Source organism: Methylobacterium sp. AC832 (assembly GCF_979256025.1).
This window is the reverse complement of record NZ_CEEDMV010000095.1, coordinates 1-231: the sequence shown is the minus strand read 5'-3', so window position 1 is coordinate 231 and position 231 is coordinate 1. Positions and strand designations below refer to the sequence as shown.

General features: G+C 74.9%; 1 protein-coding gene. It reads left to right on the top strand.

The genetic code is table 11. The annotated features are described in order from the left end of the window. Positions 1-231, top strand: a 231-nt coding sequence (locus AC0IXR_RS25225; protein ID WP_471762626.1) for a histidine phosphatase family protein, incomplete at both ends; no start/stop codon positions are given.

The following is a 231-nucleotide window of genomic DNA, read 5'->3' as shown; positions in this document are numbered from 1 at the left end:
TTTCACGGGACTGCTCGACTCACCCCTCCCCGAGCGGGGCCGACAGGAAGCCTGCTCGGCCGGGCTGCGGCTCCAGGACGAAGGATTTCGCTTCGCCTCAGCCTTCACGTCGACCCTCGCGCGGGCCATCGCGACCGCCCGGCTGGCGCTCGATGCCCGGGGGCCGGCCGAGCTGGTCCCCCTCCGGGCTGCCGCCCTGGCCGAGCGCGACTCCGGCGACCTCAGCGGCCT